We start from the raw sequence: 24274 nt of genomic DNA, 5'->3' as shown, positions 1-24274 counted from the left end.
CTTGTATATACCGATTTTGTTGTCCTAGACTCGCGGGTATGCTCTTGTATAGACAAGATAGCCTTGCGCGAAAACGCGCAGCCTCACAGCCCAAGGACAACCGATGATCAAGCTAACCCCCGGCAAACTCACTCTCCCGCAACTGCGCCAGATCGCCCGTGAGCGCGTCCAGCTGGAACTCGATGCCGCAAGCCACGCGGCTATCGACGCCAGCGCGAAAGCGGTCGAGGAGATCGCCGCGAAAGGTTTGCCGGCCTACGGCATCAACACGGGTTTCGGGCGCCTCGCCAACACCCATATTCCCGCCGACCAGCTTGAACTCCTGCAGCGCAATCTGGTTTTATCGCACGCGGTCGGGGTAGGCGAGCCCATGTCGCCGCCCGTTGTACGCCTGTTGATGGCGCTGAAATTGTCGAGCCTCGGGCGCGGTCACTCCGGCATTCGCCGCAAGGTGATGGACGCCATGATCACGCTGTTCAACGCGGACGTGCTGCCTGTCATTCCTGTCAAAGGGTCGGTTGGCGCATCGGGCGACCTTGCGCCGCTCGCGCATATGTCGGGCGTCCTGATGGGTATCGGCGAAGTGTTTCTCGATGGAAAAATTGCCCCCGCGCTCGACGGCCTCAAGTCGGTGGGACTCGCGCCGCTGACGCTGCAAGCAAAGGAAGGGCTCGCGCTGCTCAACGGCACGCAGGCATCCACAGCGCTTGCGTTGTACAACATGTTCGCAATCGAAGACCTGTATCGCACGGGATTGGTGTCGGGCGCGTTGTCGGTGGACGCCGCCATGGGTTCCGTCGTTCCCTTCGATGCCCGCATTCACGCGCTGCGCGGCCATCAAGGCCAGATCGATGCAGCGGCGGCTTATCGCACATTGCTGGAAGGCTCGGACATCAACCTGTCGCATCAGGATTGCGACAAGGTTCAGGACCCCTACAGCCTGCGATGCCAGCCGCAAGTCATGGGCGCATGCCTCGACCAGATCCGTCACGCCGGCAATGTGTTGCTGATCGAAGCGAACGCCGTATCGGACAATCCGCTGATTTTCCCGGACACCGGCGAAGTGCTTTCAGGCGGCAACTTTCACGCGGAACCGGTCGCGTTCGCGGCCGACAACCTCGCCATTGCCGCAGCGGAAATCGGCGCATTGGCGGAACGCCGGATTGCATTGTTGATCGACGCCACGCTCTCTGGCCTGCCGCCTTTTCTGGTTCGCGATGGCGGTGTGAACTCGGGTTTCATGATCGCGCACGTGACGGCGGCGGCGCTTGCGTCGGAGAACAAGACCTACGCGCATCCGGCTTCGGTCGACTCGTTGCCGACCTCGGCGAACCAGGAAGATCACGTCTCCATGGCAACGTTCGCGGCCCGCAAGCTTGGCGATATTGCCGAGAACGTCACGCATATTCTCGCAATCGAACTGCTCGCGGCGGCACAAGGCGTGGACCTGCGCGCTCCGCATCTCACGAGCCCGCGTCTGCAGCCCGTCATGCAGTCCATTCGCACCGACGTGGAGCACTACGAACTCGATCATTACTTCGCGCCCGACATTGTGGCGGTGGCGAAGCAGGTCACGAGCGGCAAGATTGCCGGATTCTGCCCGCTGCAATTCGCATCGCACGGCGTGCTTTAAGCTTTGCACCTTGCAGCGGCAGATGCGTGGTCAACTCTGCCGCTGCATGCTGTCGTTGCTGAAACGGCATCCCAGCCGATACCGCGTGCCAGGATGCACGAAGCGCGCGAACGTCACCGCCACGTTGTTGGCCCATGTACGGCGCACCAGTGTCAGGCACGGCTGATCGGCTCCGATCTCGAGCAGCTTTGCATCGGCGCGTGATGGAAGCACGGCATCCACGACATGCTCCACCTCGTGCGCCGGCACGGTGTTGAACAAATACTCCGACGGCCGCACGGCCGAAAAATCCTGCTCGAGAAAATGCGGTGCGACTTCCGGGTTCACATACCGGTCTTCGAGTTGCACCGGCACGCCGTTTTCACGATGCACGCACACCACATGAAACACGGACGCGCCCGGCGCAAGACCGAGCGCGGCGGAAACATCGCTTGCGGCCGCCTCGCGCGCGGCGAGCATGATGGAGTAACCGTACTCGTGACCGCGGGCGCGGATCTCGTCGCCTATGTGCGCGATCATCAGTAACGTGGATTGCGGCTTCTCTTCTGCAATGAACGTCCCGACGCCCGAAAAGCGCGTCAATACACCTTGCTCGGTCAACTCGCGCAATGCACGGTTGATGGTCATGCGCGATACACCCAGCTCGCCGACCAGCGTCATCTCCGATGGAATCCGGTCACCCGGCCGCCATTCACCGGAGAGAATGCGCGTGCGGATATGTTCCTTCACGCGCTCGTAGCGTGCGAGCGGCGCGGCAGCCTCAGAGGGCGCCGGCGCTGGATTGGAAAGCCCGTTCGTATTCATGTTCGTCATATCCTGCTGGATTCGGTCGCGACCGGCACGGCGCCCGGAGCGGTTTCCTCGCGACGCGCCCAGAATGCATTGCGGTCGAGATAGTTTTGCAGAAACTGGCGAAGGCGCGGTTGCTGCGCATTATGGAACACATCCTCGGGCGAACCGTGCGCGGCAATCCTGCCATGATCGATAAACACGACGGTGTCGGCCACCTGCGCCGCAAACCCCATTTCATGCGTGACGATGACCATGGTCATGCCGTCGTTGGCGAGGTTCTTCATGACCTGCAGCACTTCGCCAACGAGTTCGGGATCAAGCGCAGACGTGGGTTCGTCGAAGAGCATGATGTGCGGTTCCATTGCCAGCGCCCGGGCAATCGCCACGCGCTGCTGCTGGCCGCCGGAAAGGCGCGCGGGATGATTGTTCGCACGATCGGCGAGGCCGACTTTATCGAGCATTGCTAGCGCGCGTTTGTGCGCTTCGGCCTTCGGCAGCTTGCGCACCCGCACGAGCGCTTCGGCGACATTTTCCATGGCCGTCATGTGCGGCCACAGGTTGAACTGCTGGAACACCATGCCCACGTTACGGCGCACGCGGTTGATCTCGGCCTGCGGTGCGCGCACGCGCTTGCCGTTGCGTCCGGTCACGTAGCCGAGCAATTCTCCCTCAATGTATATCTCGCCTTCGCTGTATTCCTCCAGGAACGCAAGCGATCGCAGCAAGGTGCTCTTGCCTGAACCCGATGGCCCGATGATGCACGTCACCTCCGACTTGCGCACGGCGAGCGATACGTCGTCCAGCACCTTGAGCGTGCCGAAATGCTTGCCGACATGCCGGGCATCGACGAGATATTCGGTTTGCGCCGGCGCGTTGCCATTGAGCGGTTTTTTCATGATTCAGAACTCGCGTTGTGTGTTGCTGCCGTTCATGGATTCATCGCGCAAGGAATCGGCCGACACGCAGTTCGACCCACTGTCCCGCCCGTGAGGCAGCTTCAACGAGCACGAGATAACACACGCACAGCGCGAGGAGTGTCTCGACGAATGCGAACTTTTCCGAGCCGATGCCCGTCAGTACGAACGTCAACTCCGGCACCGTGACAACCGACAGCACGGCAGTCTCCTTGCTCAGCACGATAATCAGGTTCGTCAACGCCGGCACGATGATCACCAGCATCTGCGGCAACTGTACGCGCATGATGACTTGCAGCCGCGTGAAGCCGAGACACTGCGCGGCTTCAATGTGGCCGCGCGGCACGGAAGTAAAGCCCGAACGAAATGCTTCAGCGAAATACGCGCTGCCGTACAAGCCCAATCCCACGATACCGGCCGTCAACGGTTCAAGCGACAGCCCCAGTGACGGACCGCCGTAATACAGCACGAAAAGTTGTACAAGAAATGGCGTGCCGCGAAAAATCTCGATATACGCGCGCAGGAACCCGCGCACCCATTTGCCGCAGAAAATTTGCAGGATCGCGATGGCGAAGCCAATCCCCATGCCGATCATCACGCCGCCAATCCACACGGCGATGGTCGTCGCGAAGCCTTCGGCCAGGGCGGGCAGGGAACCGGTGAGAACGGTTGGATCGAAATGAATGGCCATGCTACGCCGCAGCTTGAGCCTGGCGGCGCTCGGCGCGATGACCCGCGAGCGAGAGCGCACCGTTGATGACGAGATACACCAGCCCGGCCGCCACATACGCTTCGAGCGGCCGGTACGTGCTCGCCGCAATATTCTGCGCGGTGCGCGTGACGTCGGCGACACCCACGACCGAGATCAGCGAAGACGCTTTCACGAGCATCACCATTTCATTGACGAGCGAGGGCAGCGTCATGCGCAGCGCCTGCGGCACCTGAATTCGCAGCACGGCCTGCATGCGCGACAAGCCGAGCAATTGCGCGGCTTCCAGTTGCCCATGCGCAATGCCGATAAAACCGCCACGCAGGATCTCCGCGAGATAAGCGGCCTCGCACAGGGAAACCGCCGCGGCCGCGGCGACCAGCGGCGGCACGTTGATGCCTATGAAGGGCAGGAAATAATAGGTCAGCAGAAGCTGCACGAGCAGCGGCACGCCGCGAAAGAAACCGACATACGCGCCACCGAGCTTCGACACAACGCGGTTCCTGGAAAGCCGCGCGCTGCACACGCCGATCGCAACGACAAATCCCACCACGAGCCCGACAAGTGAAATCAGGACCGTGGCTTGCGCGGCCTTGATGAGAAGCGGCAGGGCGTCCAACAATGCATGAAGGCTGAACATGGGCTGTCCGGCGGGAATTCGAAGGCGCGGCGAACCGCCATCGGTTCCCGGATCAATAGTTAGGCGTTGGCATGGTTGTCGGCGTATCCATGGTCACGCCGAACCACTTCTTTTGCAGGGCGGCAAGGCGCCCGTCGCCATGCATCTTGATGATCGCCTGGTTGATCGCATTGAGCAGCGGCTTGCTGTCTGCGTCCTTGCGCCCGAGATAACCGAAATACACTTTCGTGCCGAACGGCGGTTGCACCACGGCGAAGGTGTCGGGACGCTGGCGCGCCACATAGGCAATGTTCGGCAGCGAGTTGCCCACGGCGACGATCCGGCCTGCCGCAAGGTCGGCATAAGCCTGGTTGTTATCGATATATTCACGCACACTGGTCTTGCCCGGCAGTGTGGCGACATATTGCTTCAACTGGTCGAGCTGGGCGGTTGCCTTGCCGCCGCCGACCGCCTTGCCGGCGACGTCGGCGTTCGTCTTGATGCTTGCGTCGTTTGCGCGCTTGAGAAGGGCGACCGTGCCGTCCGCAATCGGCAGCATGAATTCGTAGCGCTCCATGCGCGCCTTGGTGATGGTCACGGGACCGCTGACAATGTCGAACTTGCCGGCTTCCAGGCCCGGTAGCACGCTCGGCCAGGGTAAGTCTATGGAGCGTACCTTCACGCCCATTTCCTTCGAGAGTTCAGCAAAGAAGTCCTTGTTGAAGCCTTGTTGCTGACCGTTTTCCAGGAAGTCGAACGGAGCGAATTGCATCTCGGTTCCAACGACCAGTTCTCCCGCCTTCTTGACCTTCGCCAACTGGTCGTCCGCATGCGCTGAAACCGAAATCGCCGCCATGACCCATGCGGTCACGAGCAGGCGACCCTTCAACTTCGAGAACACATTCATTGTTGAACTCCCCTGATATAAGAGAACCCGGCTTTGTTTAGCGAGCGGTTTTGATGGGCGGATTGTGAGCAAGCATGCTGAATTCCAGATGACGCGATTCAGTATATACCGTCAATTTGCATTGCCAAGCGTGTCAAAAATACTTCGTGAAAGGCAGTATCGGGCTTGCGTGGAGGCATGTTCAAGTTCGAACAAACGCCGGGTTGCGTTCGAGTAATCGGCGGTATATACAGACAATGTTGACGCGGTCTTGCGCGTGGTCCTGACTTATGCGCAGGTCGTTGCCACCAACGCGCGTCACGACGGATCTGACGTAGTAAGTACGTGGTGTATATACCTCCCGCCACCGTACGTCCCTGGGTTTCGAGCGTGCGGTATCGACGGTTTGCAAACCTGACATCAACCCTGGAGTTACGGATGAGTCCGGCTTCCCATATTCCTGTTGTCGATATGGCGGCTGTTCGCGCGCACGATACCGTGGGCTTGCGAGAAGCCGCTGCTGCTATCCGTGATGCGTGCACAAGCATCGGTTTTTTCTATGTGAGCAATCATGGTGTGCCTTCGGACGTGCTAGATGGCGCAGTTAAGGGCGCACGCGAATTCTTTGCGCATCCACCGGAAGTGAAGCGTCGCGTGGCGGTGAATCATCGGCACCGCGGCTTCAATGCGCTTGGCGACGCCGTCATGTATCAGGCGACCAAGCCCGACTACAAGGAATTCTTCAGCATCGGCCTGGAGTTGCCCGAGGACGATCCCAGCGTGCTCGCGGGCGAAGCCTTGCGGGGTCCTAACAACTGGCCGGATTTCATGCCGTCGTTGCGTCCCGCGCTGTACGGCTACTACGAAGCGGTGGGCGCCTGTGGCGCGGATTTATTGCGGGCAGTGGCGGTGAGCCTGGATATCGATGAAGCGTTTTTTGCCGACAAGTACACGAAGCGCATGCAGCGCACGCAGATGGTCTATTACCCGCCGCAAGCGCCCAAGTCCGACGCCGACCAGTTCGGTGTGGCGCCGCATACGGACTACGGTTGCATTACGCTTCTGTGGCAGGACAACATAGGCGGCTTGCAGGTGAAGGAGCTTGCCACCGATAGCTGGATCGACGCGCCGCCGATTCCTGGCACGCTGGTGGTGAACGTCGGCGATCTGCTTGCGCGATGGTCCAACGACCGCTTTCGTTCCACGCTGCACCGGGTGATCAATCGTTCGGGCAAGGAGCGTTATTCGATCGCCACGTTTTACGATCCAACCTACAGCGCACGCGTCGATCCTCGCGACCTTGGCCTGGATGGCGCACCGCCGCTTTATGATCCGGTCGCGGCAGGCGACTACATACTCGGGCGCATCAACGACTCAATGGGTTATAGAAAGAAGCGCGCTAATGGCTGAGCATGCAATGAAGCCGATCGTACAAAAGCTGATCGATGTACTCGGTCCGGAGTCGGTGCGTTCCGGCGATGCAATCGAGCCGCGCTATCTTGGCGACTGGAGCGGGCGTTCGGCAGTTGCACCGCTGGCGGTTGTGTTGCCGCGTACCGTGAGCGAGGTCTCGGACGTCTTGCGGCTTTGCAATGAGGCGCATCAAAGTGTCGTGCCGCAAGGCGGCATGACGGGCCTGGCCGGCGGCTCCATTCCCTCGGGCAAAGACGTCTGCATTTCGATGGAACGGCTCGTAGGTATCGAAGAACTCGACCGGGCAGCCGCGACCATGACGGTGCTTGCCGGCACCACGTTGCAGACTGTTCAGGACGCCGCGCAAGCCGCAGGTTTCGAATTCGCACTGGATCTCGGCGCGCGAGGATCCTGCCAGATCGGCGGCAATCTCGCCACGAACGCGGGCGGCATTCGTGTGCTGCAGTCGGGCACGGCACGCGAGCAGGTGCTGGGTCTTGAAGCCGTGCTCGCCGATGGCAGCGTGCTCAGTTCCATGAACAAGATGGTCAAGAACAATACGGGCTACGACCTGCGCAATCTGTTCATTGGATCAGAGGGGACGCTCGGCATCATCACGCGCGCGGTGTTGCGCCTGAAACCGCGTCGGGCGGCTCGAAGCACGGCGCTATGCGCATTGAATGACTACGACGGCGCGGTTGCGCTGTTGCGCGCGCTGCAATCCACGTTCGGCGATGAAATAGGCGCATTCGAAATCATGTGGCCGGAGTTTTACGACTTCGGTGTATCGCTGACGCGTTCGGGACAATCGCCGCTGGGCAATGCGTATCCGTTGTACGCGCTTATTGAGCAGGCGGGTTTTTCCGATGACCACGGCGAGCGCTTTGCGGCGGCGCTCAACGCGCAGCTTGAAGCCGGAGTGGTGCTCAATGCGGTGATTGCGCAGTCGCAAGCCGAGACGCAAGCGCTTTGGGCGATCCGTGAAGCAACGGCGGAGTTGCCAGTGAAACTGGAACCGATCAACTTCGACGTGAGTTTGCCCATAGGCGAGATCGGGCATTTCGTCGATGCCTGCCGCAAGGATTTCAGCGCGCGCTGGCCCACGCATCATGGCGTGTACTTCGGGCATATCGGCGACTCGAATCTGCACGTCACGCTCGACGCCCGATCGATTCCCGGTGTCACCGTGGAGGAGGTCGATCATGCATTGTATGGCATGGTGCGCGACTGCAAGGGTTCCATATCCGCGGAACACGGGATTGGCTTGCTCAAGCGGTCATTTCTCGGCTACTCGCGCAGTCCCGCGGAACTCGCGTGTATGCGCGCGATCAAGCACGCACTCGACCCGCGTGGCATTCTCAATCCCGGCAAGGTGCTGCCCGCGGCGGATAATCAGGAAGGAATCTAATGAGCGTGAAAGGTTTTATGGACGGACTGCGTGCTGAAGTGCGTGGCTTGCCTGCTTACAACGCGGGTCTTTCAAGCGACGCCGTGCGGACGCGTTATGACGTGCCGCACGTCGCGAAACTCGGCAGCAATGAAAACCCGCGCGGGGCAAGTACGGCGGTTTTGGCACATCTCACCCAGTGGACGACCGCTGCTTCGCTCGCGCTGTATCCGGATCCTTCATGCAGCGTGTTGCGCACAATGATTGCCGACAAGCTGGGCGTCGAACCTGAACAGATCTTGTTTGGCAACGGCTCGGAAGATTTGCTTGCCATTGCGGCGCATACGTTTATAGCCGCGGGCGAAGACGTGGTCACCGTGGTGCCATCGTTCGGCCTGCACATCATTTATCCGCAAAGTGTCGGTGCGAATGTCATCACTGTGCCCATGCGCTCCGATTTTGAATTCGATGTCGACGCGTTGATTGCCGCACTCTCGCCGCAAACGCGAATGTTGATCATTAGTAATCCGAGCAATCCCGTTGGTTGTGCAATGGACGCGAAGGAAATGCGACGGCTGCTGGACGCGGTATCGCCGAATACACTCGTGCTATGGGACGAGGCCTATTTCGAGTACGCTGAGAACGAAGAAGATTATCCCGACAGCCTCGCGATACTGCGTGAAACACGACTGCCATGGCTGCTGCTGCGTACTTTTTCGAAGGCCTACGGACTTGCCGGGCTGCGCGTGGGGTACGGGATCGCGTCGGCGCCGGAACTGGCGGGCCTGATGGATCGCGTGCGCACGCCGTTCAACATCAACCAGATCGCGCAGGAAGCGGCGGCGATCGCGTTTCAAGATGAGGGACATGTTGCGGCGAGCGTGGAAGATGCGCGCGCTGGGCGAGCGCAGATGCGGGCTGCGCTCGAAGCGCTCGGCATCGATCCCGCGCGTTCGCTCGCCAATTTCCTCTTCTTCGATTGCGGCGAGGACGCTGCGGCGCTCGCCGCGCGCATGCTCGCCGATGGCGTGATCGTGAAGCCGTGGCGTGAAGCGGGCTATGAGACGTGCATGCGGGTATCGGTCGGAAGCGCCGTCGACAACGCGTTGTTTATCGACTCGTTCAAGCGGCGCCGCACAGCGGGTTAGACGCCCATCATCTTCTTCTCTTGCGCTTCAATCCACGCGCGGTCGAAACGTCCCTCGGCGATGGATCGAAGCGCCGCGGCTTCCTTGTCCGCCTGACGCTTCGCGCCTTCGATCACCGTGCTCACGTCTCCGGGAGCAATCGCGAGGACGCCGTCTTCGTCGCCGACCACGATGTCTCCCGGATGCACGACCATGCCGCCCACACTCACCGGCACATTGACTTCTCCGGGCCCGTTCTTATACGGCCCGCGATGCGTGGCGCCGCGTGCGTAAACGGGAAAGTCATGCGCGCTTAATGCGCCGACGTCACGGATTGCGCCATCGATCACCAGCCCCTGCACCCCGAGGCTTTCGGCGTAGGTTGCCATGATTTCGCCCATGAGCGCTTGGGTTACGTCGCCGCCGCCGTCGATCACGAGCACGTCTCCGGGGCGGCAGAAATCGAAGGCCCGATGAATCGCGAGATTGTCGCCCGGACGCGTGCGCACGGTCACTGCCGTCCCGGCCATCGGCCTGGCTTTGTGATAAGGCATGAGTCCTGTCGTGCCGCTCACGCGCGCCATGTTGTCGCTCAATAGCGATACGGCAAGGCCGCGCAGGACTTCGAGTATTTCAGGACTCGCTTGGCTAGCGGATGCATTGCGACGCCATCCAGGTTGATTCATGACTGTCATCTCCTTCAGGAAAACTGGCGGGTGAGCTGGCTCGAAAGACGCGCATACACGGTGCGTGCGTTGCCCTCGTAAATGCGCTGGCGGTCGTCGTCGGTCAGCCATTCAATGGCGTCGATATAACGGCGCGTATCGTCGTAGTAATGGCCTGTCTCGGGATCGATGCCCTGAACCGCGCCAATCGTCTCCGATGCGAACAGGATGTTCTCGACAGGTATGACCTTCGCCAGCAGGTCGGTGCCGGCCTGGTGATACACGCAGGTATCGAAGAACACGTTCTTGAGCAGATAGTCCTTCAGCAAAGGTCTTTTCATGTCCTGAGCGAGTCCGCGATAACGGCCCCAGTGATACGGCACTGCGCCACCGCCATGCGGGATGATGAAACGCAACGCAGGAAAGTCAGCGAACAGATCGGCTGTCAGCAACTGCATGAATGCGGACGTATCGCCATTGATGTAGTGCGCGCCGGTCGCATGGAAATTCGGATTGCATGACGACGACACGTGGATCATCGCGGGCACGTCGAGTTCGACCATGGCTTCGTATAGCGGATACCAGGAGCGGTCGGTCAGCGGCAAGCCGCTCCAATGCCCGCCAGAAGGATCGGGATTCAGGTTGCATCCAACGAATCCGAGTTCCTCGACGCATCGGCGCAACTCCGCAATGCAATTCGAAGGCGCTACGCCAGGCGCTTGCGGCAATTGGCAAACACCCACGAAGTTGCGCGGGAACAGCGAGCAGACGCGGTGCACCAGGTCGTTGCTCTCTTGCGACCAGCGCGCGTTGGCCTCGGCACCTGCCAGGTGATGGCCCATGCCGGCTGCGCGCGGCGAGAAGATCGTCAGGTCGGTGCCGCGCTCGCGCTGAATGCGCAACTGTCCCGTCTCGATGCTCTCGCGTATCTGTTCGTCGGAAATGACCGGGCGCGGCGGCGGTGGGAGTCCGTCCTTCAGCGCGGCAATCTGCGCCGCCCGCCAGGCTTCATGCTCGGGCGGGGATGTCGTGTAGTGGCCGTGACAGTCGATAATCATTGCTGGTTTCCAGATCGAGGCTTAATGAAGGTGTCCCGCAGGGGAATCGCCCGCAGGCAGCGAGTCGTGTTCGTCTTCCGATGGCTTCACCCGCATCACCAGCGCAATGATGGTCGCCACGATCAGGAAGGCCGCAATGGTCAGCAGGGCTAACTTGAAGCTGCCGGTCGCATTGCGCACGAGCCCGATGCTCCACGGACCGACCAGCCCGCCGAACTGCGCGATGGTGTTGATCAGCGCAATGGTCGCTGCACCCGCCGCGCCCGTCCTGAACGACGAGGCGAGGCTCCAGAACAGCGGATTTCCGGCATAGATAAAGAGACCCGTCACGCAAAGCAGCGCGTAGGCGATCACCGGATTCGGCGCATATGCGCTGCCTGCAATGGCGAGCGCGCTCATTCCATAAACGAAGGCAAGATGCTTTTTCCGGTCGCCGGTCCGGTCGGAACTGCGGCTGATGACCATCGTGCCGACAACACCAAGAAGCGGCGGCATGGCGGAAAGAAATCCGACTTCGAGGTTGCTCAAATGACCAAGGCTCTTCACGATCTGCGGCAGCCACAGGAAGAGGCCATAGATACCCACGAGCGCGCAGCCGAAGAGACAGGCAAGGCTCCATACGCGGATGTCGCTGGCTACGCGCAGCATCGGAAAATGTTTATCTGCGCCAAGCGCTTCGCGCTCTTTCGCGAGCGTGGACTCGAGCCAGTGTTGTTGTTCTGGCGCGAGCCACGCCGCTTCCGACGGGCGCTCGGTCATCAGGCGCAAGGTCAGGAGGCCGAGCAGCATGGCGGGAACGCCTTCCAGGATGAACATCCATTGCCATCCCTGCAGGCCGAGCGGCCCGTTCGCGTAGGTCATCAGCGCGGTTGAAATAGGGCCACCCAGCACCGCCGAAAAAGATCCCGCGATGATGTAGCCGCCGACCGCGCGCGCCCGGTAGCGCAACGGAAACCACTTCGTGAGATACACGGCAACGCCGGGCAGAAAGCCCGCTTCCATCACGCCCAGCAGGAAGCGCAGCACGTAGAAACTCGACTCGCTGAAGACAAACGCGGTAGCGGCTGCCACAGCGCCCCATGTCAGGAGAATCCGCGCGATCCAGCGCCGCGCGCCGAGCCGGTGCAACAGGAGATTGCTCGGGACTTCGAGCAGCATGTAGCCGAAGAAAAAGATGCTCCCCGCAAAGCCGAAGACAGCGGGGCTGAAGCCGAGCTGCTTGTTCATGTCGAGCGCGGCGAAGCCGATGTTGATCCGGTCCAGGTAATTGAAGAACATCATGGCGAAGAGCAACGGCATGAGACGGCCGTAAACCTTGCGCATAGTCGCGCTTTCAATTGGGTCGATCATCGACGTCTCCTGTCTTTTCGGGCGCCCGTGGACCGGGCGTCATATGTATGGCTCGCTTATGGCAGAGGCGAGCGTATTCCCGCGGGCGATGCCGCGTTGTCCGCCGTGAACGCCAATTGGTTTGCCATGCGAAAACCAGAACTGCTGCGGGCGCTGTGCTGCATCCAGTGCATGACCGGTATAGCCATGTTACGAACCTGCGCACCGCGCGTCCAAGACCGTGTTTTTATCTTTTTATAATGATTTTCTTATAGTGCGGCGCGCGGTTTCCGGGGCACGGGCGCCAGGCACTTGAGGAAGGCCTGAAGATGGGATGACGTGTCGTCGCTGCGAAAGCTCGCCGACAGCGTCGTGATCTGGGAAGCCAGCGGCGCGTTCAGGCGCACATAGACGACGTCGGAGCGGCCGTGCCGCGCGACCGACTCACCCACGAACGTCACACCCAGTCCGGCCGCAACCAGCGCAATGGCAGTCTGGATTTCATAGGCCTGATGCGCGATATGCGGCGTGACGCCCGCATTCCGATAAAGCGACTCCACGAATCGCGAATACTGTCCGTTCGAATGCTTCGGGTAGAGGACCAGCGGGGTATCGGCGAGTTGCGCTATACGCACGGACTTTGCGCGCGCAAGCGGATGGTCGGGCGACAGCACAACGGTTACGCGCTCATGCAACAGCGGCAGCGTCGTGCAGCCTGCGATGTCCTGAACCTGCCGCCCGATGCCGATGTGAATCCGCGTCTCGTGAAGCGCATCGGTTTGCTCTTCGGTGAGCATCTCGAAGAGCTTCAGTTCCACGTTGGGATAGGCGAGGTGGAACGCCTTGAGCGCGGGCGGCAGCACGCTATACATCGACGAACGGGTGAAGCCTATGCCGAGCCATCCGCGCAAGCCGAGTCCTATTTCACGCGTGCCGAGCGCGGCCTGATCGAACGATGCAAGGATCTGCCGCGCCTCGATGCACAGATAGCTCCCTGCTTCGGTGAGCCGCAGCGGACGGCTGCCCCGATCCACGAGCTGCGTGCCGAGCCGGTCCTCCAGCGCGCGAATCTGCTGGCTGAGCGCCGGCTGTGCGACATGCAGTCGATCCGCCGCTCGGCTGAAGTTCAGTTCTTCCGCAAGTACGACAAACGCGTGCAGATGGCGCAGATTCATGGTGTTTCGACTTTAAGCGTTTGTTCGGTCATGAGTTGGCCCTGGCACAAAGGGTTACGAGGCAACGCTCAAGGATTCTCCTTTCCGGCTGCCAGCAACCGCAATATGCCGATAAATTCCTGCACCGGCTGCGCGGGCGTCTCATGCTTGCGCGTCACGATTCCGTAACTGGTCATGATGCGGCGGATCGGAACTGGAAGCTGTCCCAGCAAGCCGTGATTCACATATTTTTCGACAGCGGCTTGTGGCTGCAATGAAATCATGTCGGTGGCCTGCAGGAGTTCCAGCGCGGAAAAAATCGACGTCAGTTCCACCATCCCGACCGGAACAGGAATGGCCGCGGCCGAGAACGTCTCCTCGAACAACTGCCTGATCGCAGTGGCCTGCGGATAAAGAATCCAGGGCCATTCGGCAAGATCGGCCAGTTCCAGCTTGCGCTTCTTCAGTAGCGGATGATGGCTTCCCGCCACCACGCAGACCGGTTCGGCGGCGAGTACCTCGAAGTCGAACAACGCATGATGACGCGGCTCGGTCAGCCGGCCGACCATGACGTCCAGCTTCTTTTCGTCCAGCCAGATTGCGAGTTGATCGCTGCTGAGTTCGAATAATTTTACGACCAGTTGAGGCCGCATTCGGCGGATCTCGCCAATACCGGCCGTCACCAGTTGCGCCGCCGAGGCTGAAATCGCGCCGACCGTGATGTGTCCATAGCCGCCATTCTTGAGGGTCGTGAACTCGCCGACAAAGCGCCCGAGATCGCCGAGCGCGGTGTTTGCATACCGCAAGGCAAGATGTCCCAGTTCGGTCGGCCTCATCTCGCGCGGCAGCCGCTCGAACAGCGGCGCGTCGAGCAGGCTTTCCATGTCGCCGAGAATTTTGGTCGCTGCAGGCTGCGTCATATGCATCTGCTCGGCGGTGACGCGCATGTTGCGCGTGCGTCCGAGAATGTCGAGCAACTGCAGGTGCCGGTATCGCAGACGGCCAAGAATGGCCGATAAAACCAGCGCGGAAGGTTTCGACATGGAGGGTTAACCTGTATCGACTCATAACCGGATGGAATCGATTGTAGCCAATAAGCGATTGGATGTTTATTGCCGAGTTGGCTTAAAGTGATGCCAGATGAATAGACCGGGGCGGATCCGGCGTCCTCACGATGGAGACAACACACATGCAGACCCAGGCACTCTCGTCCCAGCCGCTGGCGAGCGCCGTGCGCAAGGCGCGGTTGCGCCTGACACCTTTTCTCGCGCTGATGTTCGCGCTATCCATGCTCGACCGGTCCAACGTCGGCTTCGTCAAGCAGGCGCTGCAGGTCGATTCGAACATTGGTAATGCCGCGTTTGCGCTGGGCGCCGGGATCTTTTTTATCGGCTATGCGGTGTTCGAGATTCCGAGCAACATGATGCTGCATCGTGTTGGCGCGAAGCTCTGGTTGAGCCGCATCATGGTCACGTGGGGCATTGCGTCGGCGGCCATGATGTTCGCGCACAACGAGACGGCGTTCTACGTGCTGCGCTTTATTCTCGGTGTGGCGGAAGCCGGCTTTTCTCCGGGCGTGATCCTCTATTCAACGTATTGGTTTCCGGCGAGAGAACGCGGCAAGGCGCTCGGCATCTATTACTTTGGCGTGCCGGTCGCGCTCGTGCTCGGCAGTCCATTGTCCGGCTATCTGATGGAAGTCATGGGCGGTTTGCTCGGCTTGCGCAACTGGCAGTGGATGTTCCTGATCGAAGGGCTGGCTGCGTCCGTTGTGGGCGTGATCGCGTTCTTTTATCTCGTGAGCAAGCCACGTCACGCGAAGTGGCTGACAGACGCCGAAAAAGATGCGCTCGAATCGGCCATCGCGGCGGAGGATCGCCACAAGGTGGCGCATGGTCCGACGACTGCGCTTGCCGCGCTCGGCAACTGGAACGTGCTGCGCTTCGTCGCTATCTACTTCGCGATCCAGGTCAGCGTGTACGGTGTGATCTTCTATCTGCCTACTCGCATCTCCGAACTGACCGGCACGGCAATAGGCGCAAAGGTGGGCTTTCTCACTGCGATTCCGTGGTTCTGCGCGCTAGTGGCGTTGCGTTTCGTGACGGGTTATGCCGATGCACGCGGCAAGCATCGTGAAGTCGCGGTGCTGATGCTGGTCATGGCGGCAGCGGGAATAGGATTTTCGACGATGGGCACGCATCTCGTGCCCGTGCTGTTCGCGTTTTGCGTGGCCACCATCGGCTTCGTAGTCGTGCAGCCGCTGTTCTGGACACTGCCTACGGCATATCTGAGCGGGACGGCGGCAGCGAGCGGTATCGCGTTGATCGGCGCGTTGGGCAACCTTGGCGGTTTCATTGCGCCCACGTTGAAGACCGCGGTCGAGACCCTCTTTCAGAGTCAGCGCGCGGGCATGGGCGCGCTCGCGGTGGCGGGTGTGATCGGCGTGCTGCTGCTGCTGAGTATCGGTATGCGAGGGCGCCGTCAGGAAGCAGGGCAACTGGCTGCATCGAAAACGGCCTCGCGCTGAGGGGCAGTGACGCAGACTATCGCGCGAACGACGGAGAAACCAACATGAAATCGGTAATCGAAACAGCCACTGCAAATTCGGCGACGGTGCGCCTCAATCCTGTCGACGATGTGCTTATCGCGCGCCATCAACTTGTCGCCGGCATGCAACTCGCCGATGGCGACGTCACCGTTCGCGGCCTGATCCCGGCGGGTCACAAGATTGCGGTCAAGGCGCTCGCGCAAGGTCAGGCGGTGCGCCGCTATGGACAGATCATCGGCTTCGCGAAGCGTGACATTGAAGTGGGCGAGCACGTGCACGTGCATAACCTCGCGATGGGCGATTTCGCTCGCGACTATGCGTTCGGCGCCGACGCCAAACCCACGCAACGTGTAGCGCAGCCCGCGACCTTCCTGGGCATCCGCCGTCCCGATGGACGAATCGCGACGCGCAATTACATCGGAGTGCTGACGTCCGTGAACTGCTCGGCCACAGCCGCGCGCGCTATCGCTGACTATTTTCGGCGTGACGTGCATCCCGAAGCGCTTGCCGCGTTTCCGAACGTGGATGGCGTGGTCGCGCTCACGCATGGTCAGGGCTGCGCGGTCGACTCCGAAGGCGAGGCGCTGCAGATGCTTCGCCGCACGCTTGGCGGCTACGCGCGGCATGCGAATTTTGCCGGCGTGCTGATGGTCGGGCTCGGCTGCGAGACCAATCAGATCGATGGACTCCTGCAGGAACAGCATCTTCAAACAGGCGCCCGACTGAGGACCATGACAATCCAGGCAACGGGCGGCACGGCGCGCACGGTTGCGGCAGGTATTGAAGCCATCAAGGTAATGCTTGGGGACGCAAACGAAGTGGTGCGCGAACGTGTCGATGCAAGCCATCTCGTGATCGGCCTGCAATGCGGCGGCTCGGATGGCTATTCGGGGATAACGGCGAATCCCGCGCTCGGCGCAGCGGTCGATCGTCTTGTCGCGCACGGCGGCACGGCCATCCTCTCCGAGACGCCTGAGATTTATGGCGCGGAACACTTGCTGACGCGGCGGGCAGTATCGAGGGAGGTGGGCGACAAGCTGATCGAACGCATTCGTTGGTGGGAGGAATATTGCGCGCGAATGAACGCCGACCTGAACAACAATCCGTCGGCGGGCAACAAGGCGGGCGGACTCACGACGATCCTCGAGAAATCCCTCGGCGCAGTGGCGAAGGGCGGGACAACGAACCTTGTTGATGTATATCGGTATGCCGAGCATGTCAGTGCGCGCGGCCTCGTGTTCATGGACACGCCGGGCTACGATCCGGTGTCGGCGACAGGGCAGGTCGCGGGCGGCGCAAACCTTATCTGCTTCACGACGGGACGCGGTTCCGCATACGGATGCGCGCCATCGCCGTCGCTCAAGTTCAGCACGAATACTGCTTTGTGGAAGCGTCAGGAAGAAGATATCGACTTGAACTGCGGCTCGATTCTCGACGGCGAAAAGAGCGTCGATGAACTCGGTCAGGAGATTTTCGAACTGATGCTGGAAACAGCGTCGGGCACGTTGTCGAAGAGCGAAGTGCATGGCTACGGGCAGAACGAATTCGTCCCGTGGCAAATTGGTGCGATTACCTAAAAATCCAAATGGCGCGTCATTGAGAACGCGCCATTATTTTATTCGATACCGCATCAAAAAACGTTCCCGCTGCCTTTGGGAACGTGAATTAGCAGAGTTGGAAATGGCTGCTTATACTAGCCACGTCGTTGGTCATCGACGCAAATTTTGGGGCTTCCACACGCACCCGCCAGTTACCGGCAACGCATCGCTAAGCTGACTGCCAGTCGCGTGAGCGCGTTCGATGCAACCGACTTCTCCATGCCCCCACAGCCAGGAGATTTCCGCCATGAATGTCCAGTCTTCCCCCACGCGCCTATTGGATGAAACGGTCGGGCCTAAAGCCGAAGCGCCGGTATCGAACAATCAGAACGTGACTGCGCGCACAACCGAATCCGTCACTATTGCCGTCGAGCTTTCAGTCAACGGCAGAAATTACGCGATTTCGCTCGATCCTCGTACCACCTTGCTCGACGCATTGCGAGAGCATTTGCACCTTACCGGCACCAAGAAGGGATGCGACCACGGGCAGTGTGGCGCGTGCACGGTGCACGTCAACGGACGCCGCGTCAATTCTTGCCTGTGTCTCGCGGCGAACCACGCGGGCGACGATATCACCACCATAGAAGGCATCGGCAGTTCCGACGCGCTGCATCCCATGCAAGCCTCGTTCGTTGAGTGCGATGGCTATCAGTGCGGCTACTGTACGTCCGGGCAGATCATGTCGGCGGTCGCGCTACTCGGCGAACCTGTCGGCGCGAGCGACGCCGACGTGCGCGAAGCCATGAGCGGCAACCTGTGCCGCTGCGGCGCTTATCAGAACATTGTCGCGGCGATCCAGACCGTGCGCGGCAAAGCCTGAGGAGCCGCCACCATGGATCTCTTCGAACTATCCCGCGCGCGCGACGTGCAGGACGCGATCAAGCACGGTGCTGCATCGCACACGGCGCAGCAAGGCGCCGAAGTGCGTTTTCTTGCGGGCGGCACCACGCTGCTCGACCTGATGAAGTTGAACGTGGAACGGCCGGGCAGGGTGATCGACATCAGCCGCTTGCCGCTTGGCGAGGTTCAAGCAACGGTCGACGGCGGTGTGAAGATTGGCGCGACAGTGCGCAATGCCGATCTCGCGAACCATCCGCTGATTCACGATGCTTACCCGGTGCTGTCGCAAGCGCTGCTTGCCGGTGCATCGGCGCAATTGCGCAACATGGCGACGACCGGTGGCAATCTGCTGCAGCGCACCCGATGCGTCTATTTCCGCGATACCGCAATGGCCTGCAACAAGCGCAATCCCGGATCCGGGTGCGCGGCAATCAGCGGCTTCAACCGCACGCAAGCCATTCTAGGCGTAAGCGATTCATGCATTGCAAGCAATCCGTCCGACATGAACGTGGCGCTGATGGCGCTCGACGCAGTGGTTCATATTCAGGGGACGCGCGGCGAACGCAGCGTGGCCATCGACGATTTCTTCCTGCTGCCGGGTCATACACCGGAGCGCGAAACCATGCTCGAACCCGGCGATCTCATCACGCATGTCACGTTGCCGCCGCCAGCAACAGGCAGCCGCTCGCTGTATCTGAAACTGCGCGATCGTGCGTCGTATGAGTTTGCGCTGGTCTCGGCGGCGGTGGTGGTCAGTGTCACCGATGGCCATATCAGCCATGCGCGCGTGGCGCTCGGCGGAGTCGGCACAAAGCCTTGGCGATCGCGCGAAGCAGAGGCCGCGCTTGCATCGGCCACGCCAGATGCCGCGAGCTTCAGGCGCGCGGCAAGCGACGCACTGGCCCAGGCTCAGCCGCAATCTGAAAATGGCTTCAAGGTTGAACTCGCGCAACGCTGCCTTGTGCATGCGCTGACGCTCGTCACGCGTTCAACCTGACCGCATAAAGGAACGCTCCATGTCTACCATATCTGAATCATCGCAGGCAGTTCATGACGCTCATGACGTCATTGGCCGCGGGCATTCGCGCATCGATGGCCCGCTGAAAGTCAGCGGTGAAGCAACCTATACGTCCGATGTCGATTTGCCGGACATGCTGCACGCGGTTCCAGTGGGCAGCACCATCGCGAGCGGCAAGCTTGTGTCGCTCGAATTCGCCGCTGCCGAAGCCATGCCGGGTGTGCATGCGGTGCTGCATCGGGGGAATATCGGGCGGTTTTATCGGATCGCCGGCAATTCGATGGACACAGGTTTTGTCGATGAAGCGCGCCCGCCGTTCGAAGACGATGTGATTCGCTACTACGGACAGTACGTCGCGCTGGTTATTGCCGATACCTTCGAGGCCGCAAGCGCCGCGGCGGCGGCGATCAAGGTCGGTTATGAAACATCGGAGCACGATGTGAGCACCACGCTTGCGAGCGCCAAAGAATCGGATGTGGAAAGCGAACGTGGCGATGCGGCCAGCGCATTCGATGCATCGCCCGTGAAGATAGATGAAACCTACGTCACGCCGGTCGAGACGCACAATCCGATCGAACTGCACGCCACGGTCGCCTACTGGGACGGCGATTCCTACACGTTCTACGAAACCACGCAGGCCATTTCCAATCATCAGGGCACGCTCGTGCAGATGCTTGGCTTACCTAAGGAAAAGGTCCGGGTGATCTCGCGTTATCTTGGATCGGGCTTCGGCGGCAAGCTGTGGATGTGGCCGCACTCGTTGCTTGCCGCTGCCGCGACGCGTCATACGGGGCATCCGGTCAAGCTGGTGCTCAATCGCAAGATGATGTTCCAGAACGTCGGACACCGGCCACTCACGCAGCAGCGCATGCGTTTATCGGCGAAAGAGGATGGTACGCTGACATCCATCCGGCAGGATTATCTCAACCACACGTCGATCCTCGATACCTACGCAGAAGATTGTGGCGAGGCCACGCCGGGTCTTTACAGCACGCCGAACCTGCGTGTGACAGCGGGCACGGTTGCACGCAATGTGGGGTCGCCGACCGCCATGCGCGGACCCGGCGCGGTGCCGGGGTTGTTCGCGCTCGAATCGGCCATGGACGAACTGGCGGTCGAGCTGAATATGGACCCCGTGGAACTGCGCCTGAAAAACGAACCGAGCGTGGATGAAAGCAGCGGCCTGCCGTTTTCATCGCGGCATCTGGCGGAATGTCTGCGAACCGGCGCCGATAAATTTAGCTGGGCGCAACGCACGCCGGGCATTGGTTCAATGAAACGCGATGGCCTCACACTCGGCTGGGGCGTAGGCGCGTGCAGTTGGCCCGGCATACGATTTTCGGCTGACGCTACCGTGGATCTGCGTGCCGATGGGACCGCGCGGGTGGTGTGCGGGACGCAGGATATCGGCACGGGAACGTACACCGTTCTTGCGCAACTCGTGGCCGCGCAAACCGGCTTGCCGCTGAACAGGATCGAAGTCGGACTGGGCGACACCGCTTTGCCGCGTGGCCCGATCTCGGGTGGCTCGGCGGCGACGGCATCGTTGATTCCAGCCGTCTCCGATGCCGCGGGCGCGGCGATCAAGGCTGTGCTCGAACGCGCGGCTTCGGTCTCCGGCTCGCCATTCGAAGGCGCGAAGGCGGATACGCTCGCGTTCAGCAATGGCCGCGTGCATTCGAAGAACGAAGCGCCTGAACGCGGCGTGCCTTTTGCCGAGATTCTCGGCGCCGCAAAGATGCATGCCGCCTCGGGAAGCGCGAGCGCGAAGGGCGGCTTCGACGATCCGCTGAAGAAGAAATACTCGATCCATTCGTATGGCGCTCATTTCGCCGAAGTCACGTGGCAGCCGGAAATCGCACAACTGCGGGTGAGCCGCGTCACAACGGTAATCGACGCCGGGCGCATCCTCAATCTGAAGGCAGGGCGCAACCAGATAGAAGGCGCGATTGTGATGGGCGTGGGCATGGCGCTGTTCGAACACACGAGTTACGACAAACGCACGGGCGCGCCCATCAACAGCAATCTGGCCGACTACATCATGGCGTCTCATGCGGATACACCCAGGCTCGATGTCACGTTCCTGGATCATCCCGATACGATCTTCAACGAGCTCGGGGCAAGGGGTATCGCGGAGATCGGGTTAGCGGGCATCGCGGCGGCGATCACGGGTGCTATTTATCACGCGACGGGTGTACGGGTAAGAAGGCTGCCGGTGATGATCGAGGATCTGCTCGGCGCGCAAAATTAGGCGGTATTTGAACTTTCGACTTTCAACGCAAGTTGGCGAGCGCGCATGGGTTGGCCTGTGGCGCTCGCCGCACGCCCGGCACAAACCACGTCAGTCCCACAACAAGAAAGGAAGCAATGGCGGCGCAGACATAAACCGGTTGAAACGATCCGGATACGCTCTTGCACAGGCCACCGATCAGGTTGCCCGCTGCGCCGCCCACACCAAACGACGCTTCGCAGACGCCGCAAACAATAGCCGCGAATGCCGGCGCGCTCGTCTTGCCAACATAAGCATGAAGCAGTCCGAAAAGCGGAAAGAACGAGAAACCGAACGCGACCGCCGCGATCATCAGCGCAAGAACGCCGGGCCGCGATGCTGTTATCGCCGATGCGCACAGCAACAGGATGCCTGCGCTTATCAGCGCCGTGCGCATGCCGTCGCGTTGCCGTTGTCCGGCAGCGGATCGTGCGTCGCCAATCATGCCGAGCGCCAGGCCGCTCACCGCACCGGCGAGCCCTACCAGAGCCCAGGCGTGCGCGGTGACATTGAGTCCGAGATGCAGGTCGTCATGCGCGTAAGCCGAGAAGTAGGTGACGAAGGGAACGCCCGCGAAGCCCGACAGCAGCGCAATGGCATAGACGAGCAGCCAGCGCCGCGACAGCATCGAGCGTACTTCCATGCGCGGACGTGTTGTCCGTGGCCGGACGCTCGCCGCTTGCCTTGACGTACCAAGCCGCGCAAACAGCAGCACGATCACAACGCTGAGCGCCGCCGTAAGCGATGCGGTTGCGAGCCAGACTGAACGCCATCCCCATGACGCCATCAACGCCGGCACCAAAAGGCCGTTGAGCAGTACGCCATAGTTGGTGCCGCTGCCAATCACGCCGATGGCTTTTGCCTGATGCCGTTCATCGATCAATGGAGCAACGAGCGCCATCATGGGAACCCAGGTCGCCGCCGCACATGCGTTGAGTGCAACGATCACCACGCCCACGAGCCACGCGTCTTGAGCGAATGCCAGACACGCAAGTCCCACGGCCGAGAGTGCGGTGGCCGCGAGCATGACTCTGGCCGCGCCAAAACGCGATGCGGCGAGCCCGGACAGCAAGGCCATCGCGACATTCGCAATCTGCCTGGCTGCGGTGATATAGCCGGCCTGCGCGTAGCCGAAGCCGATCTCGTGTTTCATTTCCGGCAATACGACCGGAAACAGATAGACGCCGAAGCCATAGGTCGCGGCAATCACGGCGCTCAGCAGCAGTGTGAGCACGACGGGCCGCAAGACGTGAGGCGAATCATCCATGAGGATCTACCGGAAAAAGATGTACGAAAGTGTCAGTCCCATTCTCGGTAAATCACCGCCATGACGGAAATGATTTAATTTACTATCATTCATTAAATCACTTCATCATCGGATTTATTGTGAATCTCGATCCTGCCCTGCTGCGTGCATTTATTGCTGTCACCGAAGCGGGCGGCTTCACCAAGGCCGCGCGGCGCTTGAATCTCACGCAATCTGCGATTAGCCACCAGATCCGCCGGCTCGAAGAAGAAGTTGGCAGGCCGCTGCTTTATCGAACGACGCGCGCGCTCACGCTGACGGAAGACGGTGCGGATTTCCTGCGGTATGCCACCCAGATACTCGACGCAATGCAGGCGGTTACGCAGCGCTTTCATTCGTCGCCGGCATCAGGCGTGGTGCGTTTCGGCGCGCCCGATATTTTCATGGGCGAACGCCTGCCCGTGTTGCTGACACAATTCTCGCGGGCGTTTCCGAACGTGAGGCTCGATGTCAGTGTTGGCATGAGTATCGATTCGGAAGCCATGGTCGACGCGCAGGAACTCGATCTCGCCGTGGTCTTGTGCGTGCGCGACCATAAGCGCAAGACCGGTGACGAAGGCATCGTGTTGCGCCGCACGCGTTTTGTCTGGGTCGCGGCTGAATCGGTTGAACTGCGCGAGGGCGCGTCGCTGCCGATGGCGTTTTTTCCCGCGCCTTGCGTGAACCGGCGCGTGGCTGTCGAAACGCTCGATGCCCTGGCTGTGGACTGGCATGTGGCGTTCACGTCGTCGAGTCAGTCGGGCATTCGTGCGGCCGTGATGGCGGGACTGGGCGTTACCGTGTTCACGCGTGACGATCTGGAACCGGGGATCGCCGTCATCGACGGGCAGTACGGCCTGCCCGCATTGCCCGAGGCCGAATTCAGGCTGCTGTGGGGCAAGGGTGAAAAGACGCTGGCAGCTAAGGAGTTCGGCAGGCTTGTCCTCGATACGCCGGTCGAGCGTCCATTACGAACGCGCGAAGCGAGAACTGCTTGATGATTCGCCCCGCGTGGAGCGCATGACCGCGA

The 24274-nt window shown here is 60.8% G+C and carries 21 protein-coding genes; 10 read left to right on the top strand and 11 right to left on the bottom strand.

Features of this window, described 5'->3' with window-relative positions; translation table 11 throughout:
* Window positions 1-103 precede the first annotated feature (103 nt).
* A complete protein-coding gene (gene hutH, locus ACRWA7_RS24820) occupies window positions 104-1633 on the top strand; it encodes a histidine ammonia-lyase (RefSeq protein WP_438392874.1) in 1530 nt (509 codons plus the stop codon).
* 30 nt (window positions 1634-1663) lie between these two features.
* On the opposite strand, the gene hutC is transcribed toward hutH, so the two are convergent.
* The 5 genes from hutC to ACRWA7_RS24795 are packed head-to-tail and all read right to left on the bottom strand — an operon-like array spanning window position 1664 to window position 5574.
* Window positions 1664-2437, bottom strand: a complete 774-nt coding sequence (gene hutC / locus ACRWA7_RS24815; RefSeq protein WP_438392872.1) for a histidine utilization repressor — start codon at window positions 2435-2437, stop codon at window positions 1664-1666.
* Window positions 2438-2442: 5 nt separating this feature from the next.
* Window positions 2443-3321 carry an amino acid ABC transporter ATP-binding protein gene (locus tag ACRWA7_RS24810; RefSeq protein ID WP_060856188.1) on the bottom strand — a complete coding sequence of 293 codons (879 nt, stop codon included), beginning with the start codon at window positions 3319-3321 and terminating at the stop codon, window positions 2443-2445.
* A 40-nt stretch (window positions 3322-3361) separates the two neighbouring features.
* Window positions 3362-4030 carry an amino acid ABC transporter permease gene (locus tag ACRWA7_RS24805; RefSeq protein ID WP_438392870.1) on the bottom strand — a complete coding sequence of 223 codons (669 nt, stop codon included), beginning with the start codon at window positions 4028-4030 and terminating at the stop codon, window positions 3362-3364.
* Window position 4031: 1 nt separating this feature from the next.
* Entirely contained in the window at window positions 4032-4688 is a 657-nt protein-coding gene (locus ACRWA7_RS24800) for an amino acid ABC transporter permease (protein ID WP_438392869.1), read from the bottom strand.
* 52 nt (window positions 4689-4740) lie between these two features.
* The gene (locus ACRWA7_RS24795) at window positions 4741-5574 is read right to left on the bottom strand and encodes a transporter substrate-binding domain-containing protein (protein WP_060856185.1); all 834 of its coding nucleotides are present in this window, start codon (window positions 5572-5574) and stop codon (window positions 4741-4743) included.
* A gap of 417 nt (window positions 5575-5991) precedes the next feature.
* Here ACRWA7_RS24795 and ACRWA7_RS24790 point away from each other — a divergent pair, with 417 nt between their 5' ends.
* Genes ACRWA7_RS24790 through ACRWA7_RS24780 form a run of 3 tightly spaced genes read left to right on the top strand, consistent with a single transcriptional unit; the run spans window position 5992 to window position 9501 of the window.
* On the top strand, window positions 5992-6963 hold the full coding sequence (locus ACRWA7_RS24790; RefSeq protein WP_438392866.1) for an isopenicillin N synthase family dioxygenase: 972 nt from the start codon (window positions 5992-5994) through the stop codon (window positions 6961-6963).
* A 7-nt stretch (window positions 6964-6970) separates the two neighbouring features.
* Window positions 6971-8374, top strand: a complete 1404-nt coding sequence (locus ACRWA7_RS24785; RefSeq protein ID WP_438392864.1) for an FAD-binding oxidoreductase — start codon at window positions 6971-6973, stop codon at window positions 8372-8374.
* Window positions 8375-8379: 5 nt separating this feature from the next.
* Window positions 8380-9501, top strand: a complete 1122-nt coding sequence (locus ACRWA7_RS24780) for an aminotransferase class I/II-fold pyridoxal phosphate-dependent enzyme (RefSeq protein WP_438392862.1) — start codon at window positions 8380-8382, stop codon at window positions 9499-9501.
* On the opposite strand, the gene ACRWA7_RS24775 is transcribed toward ACRWA7_RS24780, so the two are convergent.
* From ACRWA7_RS24775 to ACRWA7_RS24755, 5 genes are all read right to left on the bottom strand, one after another.
* A complete protein-coding gene (locus ACRWA7_RS24775; protein WP_438392860.1) occupies window positions 9498-10166 on the bottom strand; it encodes an RraA family protein in 669 nt (222 codons plus the stop codon). The genes ACRWA7_RS24780 and ACRWA7_RS24775 overlap by 4 nt on opposite strands.
* A 14-nt stretch (window positions 10167-10180) precedes the next feature.
* Window positions 10181-11203 carry an amidohydrolase family protein gene (locus ACRWA7_RS24770; protein ID WP_438392859.1) on the bottom strand — a complete coding sequence of 341 codons (1023 nt, stop codon included), beginning with the start codon at window positions 11201-11203 and terminating at the stop codon, window positions 10181-10183.
* Window positions 11204-11224: 21 nt separating this feature from the next.
* Window positions 11225-12553 (bottom strand): MFS transporter, encoded by a 1329-nt coding sequence (locus ACRWA7_RS24765; protein WP_438392857.1) that lies wholly within the window; start codon window positions 12551-12553, stop codon window positions 11225-11227.
* Window positions 12554-12801: 248 nt separating this feature from the next.
* Window positions 12802-13707, bottom strand: coding sequence for a LysR family transcriptional regulator (locus ACRWA7_RS24760; protein WP_060856178.1), 906 nt, complete (start codon window positions 13705-13707; stop codon window positions 12802-12804).
* A 68-nt stretch (window positions 13708-13775) separates the two neighbouring features.
* Window positions 13776-14729 (bottom strand): LysR family transcriptional regulator, encoded by a 954-nt coding sequence (locus ACRWA7_RS24755; protein ID WP_438392854.1) that lies wholly within the window; start codon window positions 14727-14729, stop codon window positions 13776-13778.
* A 146-nt stretch (window positions 14730-14875) separates the two neighbouring features.
* Here ACRWA7_RS24755 and ACRWA7_RS24750 point away from each other — a divergent pair, with 146 nt between their 5' ends.
* The 5 genes from ACRWA7_RS24750 (at window position 14876) to ACRWA7_RS24730 (ending at window position 21941) form a co-directional block, all read left to right on the top strand.
* Window positions 14876-16213, top strand: a complete 1338-nt coding sequence (locus tag ACRWA7_RS24750) for an MFS transporter (RefSeq protein WP_060856176.1) — start codon at window positions 14876-14878, stop codon at window positions 16211-16213.
* A gap of 44 nt (window positions 16214-16257) precedes the next feature.
* Window positions 16258-17811, top strand: a complete 1554-nt coding sequence (locus ACRWA7_RS24745; RefSeq protein ID WP_438396676.1) for a UxaA family hydrolase — start codon at window positions 16258-16260, stop codon at window positions 17809-17811.
* Window positions 17812-18079: 268 nt separating this feature from the next.
* Window positions 18080-18652: a (2Fe-2S)-binding protein gene (locus tag ACRWA7_RS24740; protein WP_438396674.1), complete on the top strand. Its 573-nt coding sequence runs from the start codon at window positions 18080-18082 to the stop codon at window positions 18650-18652.
* 12 nt (window positions 18653-18664) lie between these two features.
* Window positions 18665-19669, top strand: coding sequence for an FAD binding domain-containing protein (locus tag ACRWA7_RS24735; protein WP_438396672.1), 1005 nt, complete (start codon window positions 18665-18667; stop codon window positions 19667-19669).
* Window positions 19670-19688: 19 nt separating this feature from the next.
* Window positions 19689-21941, top strand: a complete 2253-nt coding sequence (locus ACRWA7_RS24730; RefSeq protein WP_438396670.1) for a xanthine dehydrogenase family protein molybdopterin-binding subunit — start codon at window positions 19689-19691, stop codon at window positions 21939-21941.
* Between the two features lie 22 nt (window positions 21942-21963).
* On the opposite strand, the gene ACRWA7_RS24725 is transcribed toward ACRWA7_RS24730, so the two are convergent.
* Entirely contained in the window at window positions 21964-23226 is a 1263-nt protein-coding gene (locus ACRWA7_RS24725) for an MFS transporter (RefSeq protein ID WP_438396668.1), read from the bottom strand.
* A 119-nt stretch (window positions 23227-23345) separates the two neighbouring features.
* Between ACRWA7_RS24725 and ACRWA7_RS24720 the strand changes: the two genes are divergently transcribed.
* Window positions 23346-24242 carry a LysR substrate-binding domain-containing protein gene (locus tag ACRWA7_RS24720; protein WP_438396667.1) on the top strand — a complete coding sequence of 299 codons (897 nt, stop codon included), beginning with the start codon at window positions 23346-23348 and terminating at the stop codon, window positions 24240-24242.
* The last annotated feature ends 32 nt before the right edge of the window (window positions 24243-24274 follow it).

Source organism: Caballeronia sp. DA-9 (genome assembly GCF_051615025.1).
Classification (GTDB): Bacteria; Pseudomonadota; Gammaproteobacteria; order Burkholderiales; family Burkholderiaceae; genus Caballeronia; species Caballeronia sordidicola.
The sequence above is the reverse complement of the archived record's forward strand: the minus strand, read 5'-3'. Positions and strand labels throughout refer to the sequence as shown.

What these genes read in the sequence shown, in the direction of transcription:
- hutH (WP_438392874.1), top strand. Translation starts at nt 104, where the DNA reads ATGATCAAGCTAACCCCCGGCAAACTCACTCTCCCGCAACTGCGCCAG.
- hutC (WP_438392872.1), bottom strand. Translation starts at nt 2,437, where the DNA reads ATGAATACGAACGGGCTTTCCAATCCAGCGCCGGCGCCCTCTGAGGCT.
- ACRWA7_RS24810 (WP_060856188.1), bottom strand. Translation starts at nt 3,321, where the DNA reads ATGAAAAAACCGCTCAATGGCAACGCGCCGGCGCAAACCGAATATCTC.
- ACRWA7_RS24805 (WP_438392870.1), bottom strand. Translation starts at nt 4,030, where the DNA reads ATGGCCATTCATTTCGATCCAACCGTTCTCACCGGTTCCCTGCCCGCC.
- ACRWA7_RS24800 (WP_438392869.1), bottom strand. Translation starts at nt 4,688, where the DNA reads ATGTTCAGCCTTCATGCATTGTTGGACGCCCTGCCGCTTCTCATCAAG.
- ACRWA7_RS24795 (WP_060856185.1), bottom strand. Translation starts at nt 5,574, where the DNA reads ATGAATGTGTTCTCGAAGTTGAAGGGTCGCCTGCTCGTGACCGCATGG.
- ACRWA7_RS24790 (WP_438392866.1), top strand. Translation starts at nt 5,992, where the DNA reads ATGAGTCCGGCTTCCCATATTCCTGTTGTCGATATGGCGGCTGTTCGC.
- ACRWA7_RS24785 (WP_438392864.1), top strand. Translation starts at nt 6,971, where the DNA reads ATGAAGCCGATCGTACAAAAGCTGATCGATGTACTCGGTCCGGAGTCG.
- ACRWA7_RS24775 (WP_438392860.1), bottom strand. Translation starts at nt 10,166, where the DNA reads ATGAATCAACCTGGATGGCGTCGCAATGCATCCGCTAGCCAAGCGAGT.
- ACRWA7_RS24770 (WP_438392859.1), bottom strand. Translation starts at nt 11,203, where the DNA reads ATGATTATCGACTGTCACGGCCACTACACGACATCCCCGCCCGAGCAT.
- ACRWA7_RS24765 (WP_438392857.1), bottom strand. Translation starts at nt 12,553, where the DNA reads ATGATCGACCCAATTGAAAGCGCGACTATGCGCAAGGTTTACGGCCGT.
- ACRWA7_RS24760 (WP_060856178.1), bottom strand. Translation starts at nt 13,707, where the DNA reads ATGAATCTGCGCCATCTGCACGCGTTTGTCGTACTTGCGGAAGAACTG.
- ACRWA7_RS24755 (WP_438392854.1), bottom strand. Translation starts at nt 14,729, where the DNA reads ATGTCGAAACCTTCCGCGCTGGTTTTATCGGCCATTCTTGGCCGTCTG.
- ACRWA7_RS24750 (WP_060856176.1), top strand. Translation starts at nt 14,876, where the DNA reads ATGCAGACCCAGGCACTCTCGTCCCAGCCGCTGGCGAGCGCCGTGCGC.
- ACRWA7_RS24745 (WP_438396676.1), top strand. Translation starts at nt 16,258, where the DNA reads ATGAAATCGGTAATCGAAACAGCCACTGCAAATTCGGCGACGGTGCGC.
- ACRWA7_RS24740 (WP_438396674.1), top strand. Translation starts at nt 18,080, where the DNA reads ATGAATGTCCAGTCTTCCCCCACGCGCCTATTGGATGAAACGGTCGGG.
- ACRWA7_RS24735 (WP_438396672.1), top strand. Translation starts at nt 18,665, where the DNA reads ATGGATCTCTTCGAACTATCCCGCGCGCGCGACGTGCAGGACGCGATC.
- ACRWA7_RS24730 (WP_438396670.1), top strand. Translation starts at nt 19,689, where the DNA reads ATGTCTACCATATCTGAATCATCGCAGGCAGTTCATGACGCTCATGAC.
- ACRWA7_RS24725 (WP_438396668.1), bottom strand. Translation starts at nt 23,226, where the DNA reads ATGGATGATTCGCCTCACGTCTTGCGGCCCGTCGTGCTCACACTGCTG.